This is a genomic window from Streptomyces sp. JJ38 (genome assembly GCF_019303475.1).
In the GTDB taxonomy this organism is placed as follows: Bacteria; Actinomycetota; Actinomycetes; order Streptomycetales; family Streptomycetaceae; genus Streptomyces.
This window is the reverse complement of sequence record NZ_JABLSI010000017.1, coordinates 127,250-134,470: the sequence shown is the minus strand read 5'-3', so window position 1 is coordinate 134,470 and position 7,221 is coordinate 127,250. Positions and strand designations below refer to the sequence as shown.

General features: G+C 72.1%; 7 protein-coding genes and 1 pseudogene. 7 read left to right on the top strand and 1 reads right to left on the bottom strand.

The window, feature by feature from the left end; translation table 11 throughout:
* Window positions 1–761, bottom strand: a pseudogene (locus tag HPT28_RS11865) (hypothetical protein); the annotation flags it as partial.
* A gap of 274 nt (window positions 762–1,035) precedes the next feature.
* On the opposite strand from HPT28_RS11865, the gene HPT28_RS11860 reads away from it, so the two are divergent.
* The 7 genes from HPT28_RS11860 to HPT28_RS11830 all read left to right on the top strand — a co-directional run bounded on the left by HPT28_RS11860 (window position 1,036) and on the right by HPT28_RS11830 (window position 7,197).
* On the top strand, window positions 1,036–1,800 hold the full coding sequence (locus tag HPT28_RS11860; protein ID WP_219090991.1) for a GPP34 family phosphoprotein: 765 nt from the start codon (window positions 1,036–1,038) through the stop codon (window positions 1,798–1,800).
* Window positions 1,801–2,017: 217 nt separating this feature from the next.
* Complete coding sequence (locus tag HPT28_RS11855; RefSeq protein ID WP_219090990.1) at window positions 2,018–2,881, top strand: helix-turn-helix transcriptional regulator; 864 nt, start codon at window positions 2,018–2,020, stop codon at window positions 2,879–2,881.
* Between the two features lie 213 nt (window positions 2,882–3,094).
* The gene (locus tag HPT28_RS11850) at window positions 3,095–3,304 is read left to right on the top strand and encodes a DUF397 domain-containing protein (protein ID WP_219090989.1); all 210 of its coding nucleotides are present in this window, start codon (window positions 3,095–3,097) and stop codon (window positions 3,302–3,304) included.
* A gap of 776 nt (window positions 3,305–4,080) precedes the next feature.
* Window positions 4,081–4,572 carry a helix-turn-helix domain-containing protein gene (locus HPT28_RS11845; RefSeq protein WP_219090988.1) on the top strand — a complete coding sequence of 164 codons (492 nt, stop codon included), beginning with the start codon at window positions 4,081–4,083 and terminating at the stop codon, window positions 4,570–4,572.
* 225 nt (window positions 4,573–4,797) lie between these two features.
* Entirely contained in the window at window positions 4,798–5,352 is a 555-nt protein-coding gene (locus tag HPT28_RS11840) for a hypothetical protein (RefSeq protein ID WP_219090987.1), read from the top strand.
* A gap of 7 nt (window positions 5,353–5,359) precedes the next feature.
* Window positions 5,360–6,574, top strand: a complete 1,215-nt coding sequence (locus HPT28_RS11835; protein ID WP_219090986.1) for an MAB_1171c family putative transporter — start codon at window positions 5,360–5,362, stop codon at window positions 6,572–6,574.
* Window positions 6,571–7,197, top strand: coding sequence for a hypothetical protein (locus HPT28_RS11830; RefSeq protein ID WP_219090985.1), 627 nt, complete (start codon window positions 6,571–6,573; stop codon window positions 7,195–7,197). The genes HPT28_RS11835 and HPT28_RS11830 overlap by 4 nt, the downstream gene beginning before the upstream one ends.
* Window positions 7,198–7,221: the final 24 nt, after the last annotated feature.

The window sequence follows — 7,221 nt, the reverse complement described above, 5'->3', positions numbered from 1 at the left end:
GGCGCGCTCGGCGACGGCTCCGGTCGCGCCGCCCGCAGCGCCGTCGTCGCCGGGTCCCCGCCGCTGCCCGCGCCGACGGCCGGCCCGGGCTCGGGCTCGGGCTCGGGCCTCTCGGACCTCTCGGGCGTGGGTTCGGCGGTGGGCTCGGGCTTGGCGGGCGCCTTTGCCGCCGTCGCGTCGCCTCCCGCGCCCGGGGCGTCGTCGTCACCGGTCGCGTCGTCGCCGGTCGCGTCGTCGCCGGTCGCGTCGTCGTCCGCGTCGTCGTTCATGGCCTCGTCGCCGGTGGCGGCCTCGCCGTCGGACGTGGACTCGTCCCGGGCGTCCCGGGCGTCCCGGGCGTTCCCGGCGTCCTCGCCCGTGGCGTCGCCTCCGGCGGCCGCAGCAGCCCCCTCGGCCTCGCCTCGGGTCTCCGCGTCCTCCTCAACGTCTTCGGCGCCCTCGGCCACGTCGGGGGTCGGCGCCGCGTCGTCCTCGGCCTCCGCCGGGTCCTCGGCCACGGAGTCCACGTCGGGGCCCGGGCCGGGCTCTGGGGTGCCGTCGGTGCCGTCGGCGTCCCCGGCGCTCTCGGCCTCCGGTCCGGCGGGGGCCGCCGCGGGAGCCCGGAACATCGTCGTCGGGGTGTCGACGGCCGGGGCCTCGCCCCCGGCGGCGCCGCCGCTCGCCGCGGCCTCGCCGACGCCCGCCTCCGGCTTCTCCGCGGGTTCCGCTTCCGACGTCGGGGTCGTGGGGTTCCGGAAGGCCGCGCGGGGATCGGCCGACACGCTCGAGGCGGGAACCGATGCCTCGTCCGTTGCCGTCTCCCCCGACGACCTCCGCTGCTCCGACCTCTCGGGGGACTCGCCCGCCACCGTGCCTCCTGCCGTTCCGCTTTGTCGTACCCGTATCAGTGTCTCCTGGGCAGCGCGGTTCGCCCGGCTTCCCTGCCGCTAGACGAGTACGACATACCTATCGGTTCCACTACATTGCGGTCAGGCCCTCTCGACAGAACATTGTGAGAGGGGTCACCCTGTCATTCATCCACGCGGGGAGGCATGGATGGGCAGGAGCCGCAGAACAATTCCGGAGGAGCTTCTGCTGCTGGCTCTGGACCCGGCCACGGGTACCACGGCGCAGCCGCAGTCGCTTGACCTCGGCCTTGCCGGAGCACAGCTTGTGGAGCTGGCTCTGGCCGGGCGAATAGCCCCAGACGGGGACCGTATCGCCGTGGTGCTGCCACGGCCGACCGGAGATCCGACGCTGGACTCAGCGCTTGAGCTGTTGCGCAGGCGCGGCAGTCCGGTGCGTGCCGTCCACTGGGTCGGCGGGCCCCGGCTGGGGCTGCGTCAGACGTACCTCACGCATCTGGAGCGTTGCGGCATGGTGCATGCCGTCAACGGCCAGATGTGCGGGGTGCTGCCGACGACCCGCTACCAGGCGACGGACACGGCCATCAGCCGGGAGATCAGGGCCCGGCTCGATGCGGCGATCCGCACCGGCGTTCCGCCGGACCCGCGGACGGCCGCGCTGGCCGCCTTGGCGCACGCCGTCGGGCTGGGCAAGCACCTGTATCCGGGCAACGAGGGACGGTCGTGCCGGTCGCGGTTGCGCGACCTCATCCGGCACGACCCGATGGGCGGCCTGGTCGCCCACGCGGTGATGGACGTGCAGAACGGCGCGGCGGCGGGTTCGCGACGCCAGGCGGCTTCCGGTGGCGGGGCTGCCGCCCGCGGGGGCCGGTCCGCGTCGACGGCCTCGTCCACCGGCGGTGTGCCCGCGCAGCCCCGGCGGGCGGGCATGATCCGCGTCGCCGGCGTGCGCTGAGCCACGGCACGCCTCTGACCGCCCAGCCGGCACCCGCAGCCACCGGGTGCCGGCTCCGGGCCGCACGGGCGCGACCGGGCAGCCGCGGAGGTCGACACCCCGTGCGTGTGTTCGCCTACGGGCTGTGGTCGAATTTCCGGCAAAGTGCCGGTGCCGAGGCCTCGTTGCTGGCACCCTGCTGGAGTCAAGCGACCCTGACCAGCGGAGGTGCACGTCCGTGGCGTCCAACGTCAATCCCACTGTGAGAAGGCGCCGACTGGGTCAGGAGCTGCGCAGGCTCCGCGAGGAGAAGGGCATGACGGCCGAAGAGGTCGCCGACCGCCTTCTCGTCTCCCAGTCCAAGATCAGCAGATTGGAGAACGGGCGCCGCAGCATCAGCCAGCGGGACGTGCGCGACCTGTGCGGCGTGTACGCGGTCGAGGACCGCCGCATAGTCGAGTCGCTCATGCAGATGGCCAAGGAGTCCCGGCAGCAGGGCTGGTGGCACGCCTTCGGCGACATTCCCTACAGCGTCTACATCGGCCTGGAGACCGAGGCCGCGTCGCTGCGCATCTACGAGCCGCAGATCGTGCCCGGGCTGCTCCAGACACAGACCTACGCCGAGGCCGTCATCGCGGGCGCGCTGCCGGAGGCGTCCACGGCCGAGGTCGAGAAGCGTGTCCAGGTACGCATGCGCCGCCAGCAGCGCGTCTCCGCCCCGAACGAGCCACTGCGGCTGTGGGCGGTGCTGGACGAGTCGGCGCTGCGCCGCCGGGTCGGCGGCCGGCAGACGATGATCGAGCAGCTGGAGCACCTGTGTGAGCTGTCCCGGCTGCCGCACGTGACGGTGCAGGTGATGCCCTTCTCGATGGGCGCTCACCCGGGCGTCAACGGCCAGTACGCGATCCTCGAGTTCCCGGACACCGCGGACTCCACCGTCGTGTACCTCGAGGGCGTGACGAGCGACCTCTATCTGGAGAAGGCGCAGGACGTGCAGAGCTACAGCGTCATGTACGAGCATCTGCGGGCGCAGGCGCTCAACGCCGACGACAGCCGGGCCTTCATCCAGGACGTGGCCAAGGAGTACGCCCGCGAGACCTGACGCGGCCCGGAGGTGAGAAGGGCGGCACCGTACACCGCGGCATCGGAGTTGCGGAAGAAGCAGGCGGAATATGCCACACGGTCGAGTGAACGCCCCCTACGCGGTGGTGGATTGCCGAGTACGGTCGATCATGTGCCAGTAACAACACTGGCTTCTCATGCTGAATCCCTTCCATCGCGACATGGTGGGATATAGGGGAAGACGGGAGCAGACATGGCAATCCGGCAGGGCAAGACCACGCGGTGGGTGAAGTCCAGCTACTCCGGCGGCAACGGCGCCTGTGTGGAAGTGAAGTCCCCGCTGCGCGCGACGATCGCCGTCCGGGACTCGAAGAATCCGCAGGGCCCGTCCCTCGCCTTCGCCCCGGTGTCCTGGACGTCGTTCGTGGGCGCCGTGGAGGGCGGAGAGCTCGACCGCGCCTGACGGCCGCGAGCGGCCTGCCGTGCTCCGCGCCCGGCGCCTTCCGGCCGGTCCGCCGTCCTGGCCGAGAGCCCCGGGCGCGGCCCGAGGAGGCCGCTTCCTTCGGTAGCGCGCACCTGCCCCACGGTGGGCCGGTGCGCGCCGCCGTGTCTCCCCTCCCCGCGCACCCTGACGACGCCGCACTCCGACAGTCCCACCCCGCCCCCGGCCCGGGCCAGGCTCCGCCCCCGGCCCGGCGTCGTCCAGGCTCCAGCGCCGGCCGTGTGAGGGGCGGACGCGTCCGGCCCCCGGGCCCCGTCAAGGGGCGGCAGCCGTTGGGTTTGATGCGCGTTGGGCACTCAGCTCCTGCATGATCGGCGCATCAACCCCAACGGCTACGAGACAACCTCCGGGGTGGGTGACGGCGTGGAGCGGTGGGCCGGGAGCGGACGGCCTGAGCGTGTCAGACCGGATTCTCGAGCCCGGGCCCTGCCGTGTGCCGATCAGGCGGCGGCCCTGGGGGAAAGCGGTGGGGCCGGGAGTGGGCGGTCTGAGCGTGTCAGACCGCCGGACTCCCGGCCCCGGGCCCCGTCAAGGGGCAAGCACGCCGTGCGGACCCCCGTCGCCGTACGCCGTGCCGTCTATTTGGTTTTACGCGCCACCAAGAGATTACGACCTGGGTGCCCCCTCTTGTCAAGCGAGCTTTACGATGGGGGTTGAGTCCGCCGAGTGCGTAAACTTGATGAGACACCGGCTGCGGTGCGGACCAGCCGCAGAGGCCGACCACGAGGGGTGATGGGGTGGACAGGGGGACACCCGGGAACGGGCGCACCATCGCTGAGCGGCTGGACCATCTGATCGGGACGATCCACCCGCCCGACCGCGGGCCGCTGAGCTATATGGAGATCGCGGAGGCGATCAAGGCGAAGGCGGGCCCGGGCGGACAGACCGTCTCCCACGCCACCATCCAGAAGATCCGCAAGGGGGAGATCACCGACCCGAAGGTCTCCACGCTCACCGTCATCGCCGGGTTCTTCGGCGTTCCCGTCACCTACTTCTTCGACGACACCGTGGCCGACCGGGTGGACGCGAAGATCGCCAAGGTGAAGCAGCGGGTGGAGCTGACCCGGGCCCAGCGTGAGCTGGCGGACATGCTGGGGGACGGGGACGTGCGTGATGTGGCGGTCCGGATGAACGGGCTGTCCGCCGAGAGCCTGCGGGCGATTCGCGGCGTGGTCGACCAGGCCCGGCGGCTGGAGGGGCTGCCGGACACCCCCGGCCGGACCGAGTAACCGCGCTCGGTCGGCGTTGCCCGGGAAAGGGCGGAACCGTCGCCCTTGGCTCGATGTCTGCCGGGTTGAGTGGAGTCCTGGGCGGTCGCGGCCTTCCGAATCGAAGCCAGCGCACGATGAATTGTGCGTGCTGCGACCGGGAAGCCTTATTGACTGATAATCAGTCGCTGGAATTTGGTCTCTGGACTCCGGCAGAGCCTAAACTCGGGGCCCGAAGGAGTCCGTATGCCCAAGACGAGCCGCCGTGCCCGCTGCGAGGCCGTCGCCGACGCTCTCGATCTGCCCCGTCCGTTCGACCTCGACGTCCTCTGCGAGCGCATCGCCGCACAGCGTGGACGTCCCCTACGGCTGGTCCCGCTGGAGGCCGCGCCGGACGGCAGCCTGCCCTGCGGGGTGTGGGTGGCGACCCGGAACACCGACCTGATCTTCTACGAGCCGGCCACCAGTTCCTTCCACAAGCTCCAGATCGTGCTGCACGAGCTCTCCCACATGCTGCTCGGCCACGGTTCGCCCGACGCCGAGCGCCCGGCCTATGTGAGCCGGCTCATGCCGGAACCCGACAGCGAACCGGTCGAGGACGACGAGGACGAGCTGGACATGGACCAGCTTCTGCACATCCTCGGCCGCACCAGCTACAGCGACGACGAGGAGCGTGACGCCGAACTCCTGGCCACGATCCTCGGCGACCGCGCGGTCACCTCCGTCCCCGCGAAGTGCGACCAGGCCGCCGACGTCCTCGACCGGCTCAACGACGCCTTCGGATCCCCCATACGCTGGTGAGGAGCCCATGGAAGCCGCCGTACTGATCCTGCTCTGGGCCACCGTTCTGTGGCGGGTCCCGACCGCCTTCCGCAGCCCGAACCAACGGGTGCTGTGGGTGACGTTCTCGGCCCTGACGATCTCGATGACCCTGCGGCTTCCCGACGTCATGCGGGTCATCGACGACGGCACCGGTATCCACAACCTCTCCACGCTCCTCAAGCACGTCTTCGGCATCACCTCCGCCGCCGCGCTGCTGGAGTTCGTCTTCCGGATCACCGGCACGAGCACGGCCAGGGGCCGGACGTTCCGGTGGCTGCTGGCGGGCGGGACCCTGCTCGCGCTGTCCGTCCTGTTCTCTCTCACCCCGCGCGACGCGCAGGTGGCCGAGTACTTCGAGAGCAAGGCCGGCGCCGGCGCCGCGGCGACCGCCTACCTCATGGTCTGGTACGCCTACCTCGGCGGCGCCCTGCTCATCGCCACCCTGCTGTTCGTCGGGGCCCGCAGGCACGCGGCCGCGAGCTGGCTGCGCTCCGGGCTGCGCTTCCTGGGCCTGGGCACCGCGGCGGGTGTCGGCTACGCCCTCGTGCGCGCCGTCTACCTGGTGGCCGCGCTGCTCGGCGCGACCGACGACGCCCTGGACGCCGCCGTCGCCCACTGGACGGACGTGGCCAAGCACGCCGCCATCGTCCTCATCCTCGTCGGCAGCCTGCTGCCCGCCGTCGGTGTCACCCTGCGGGCGCGCCGGTCCTGGCGGCTGTTGCGGCAGCTCGGCCCGCTGTGGCGCGACCTGACGGAGGCGGTCCCCGAGGTCGTCCTGCACGAGGAGCTGGGCCGCTCGGAACTGCGGATGCGGCTCCACCGCACCGTGGTGGAGATCCGGGACGCCATGCTGGCGCTGGAGCCCTACGGTTCCGCCGCGGACCGCGAGCGCGCCGAGGCCGCCGCGGACGCCAGCGGGCTGAGCGGTGACGAGCACCACGCCCTCGCCAACGCCTGCCGCATCGAGGCCGCCCGGCGGGCCAAGCTCGCCGGACGCCCGCCCCTGGACCCCGTGCGCCGTCCCGACCCCGACGAGGACGCCGCCGTCCGCGAGCGCCTGCACGGCCTCGGCCGCCTCGGCGACCTGGACGCCGAGGCGGATCTCCTCCTTCGGCTGGAGGCCGCCCGGCACCACCCCGCCGTCCGGGGGTTCACCAGCCGCGGCCCCGAGTCCGTCCGTCAGGAGCCCGCACGACCGTGAGCACGCAGTCCGCGACCACCGCACCACCGCGCTCCACCGCCAGGCTGATCACCGACGGCTTCGAGCCGAAGAACTGGATCATCGCCCTCACCGTCCTCGTCGGCTGGCGGGTCGACGGGCTCGCCGGGATCGGCTGGGGGCTGTTCGGCGCGCTCTTCGCGGCCGTCCTCCCCGTCCTGTTCATCACCTTCGGCATCCGGCGAGGCACCTGGGCCGACCGGCACCTCGGCGTCCGGCAGCAGCGGCTCGTCGTCATGGTGTTCATCATCGCCTCGGTGACGACGGGCACCGTGCTGATGGGAGCGTTTGGGGCGCCCCGCGCGATGATCGCCCTCATCGCGGCGATGATCGCCACGCTCGTCGTCCTGATGGCGATCACGGTCGTGTGGAAGGTGTCCGTCCACGCCGCGGTGTCCTCGGGCAGCGTCGCGATCCTGGCCCTTGTCTACGGTCCGTGGGCGCTGTTGGCGTATCCGCTGGTGGCGCTGGTGGGATGGTCCCGGGTGGAGCTGCGTGACCACACCACGGCGCAGGTCCTGGCCGGCACCGGGCTGGGGGCGCTCGTCGCCGCGGGGACGTTCGCCCTGCTGGCGGGGACGGGAGCCGTGTCCGGCTCCTGGTGACGCCCGCGGCCCGGCCGCCCCGCC

Bases quoted from the DNA above. Each gene is read 5' to 3' on its own strand.
- HPT28_RS11850 (WP_219090989.1), top strand. From the start codon at position 3,095: ATGGCAATCCGGCAGGGCAAGACCACGCGGTGGGTGAAGTCCAGCTAC.
- HPT28_RS11860 (WP_219090991.1), top strand. From the start codon at position 1,036: ATGGGCAGGAGCCGCAGAACAATTCCGGAGGAGCTTCTGCTGCTGGCT.
- HPT28_RS11835 (WP_219090986.1), top strand. From the start codon at position 5,360: ATGGAAGCCGCCGTACTGATCCTGCTCTGGGCCACCGTTCTGTGGCGG.
- HPT28_RS11840 (WP_219090987.1), top strand. From the start codon at position 4,798: ATGCCCAAGACGAGCCGCCGTGCCCGCTGCGAGGCCGTCGCCGACGCT.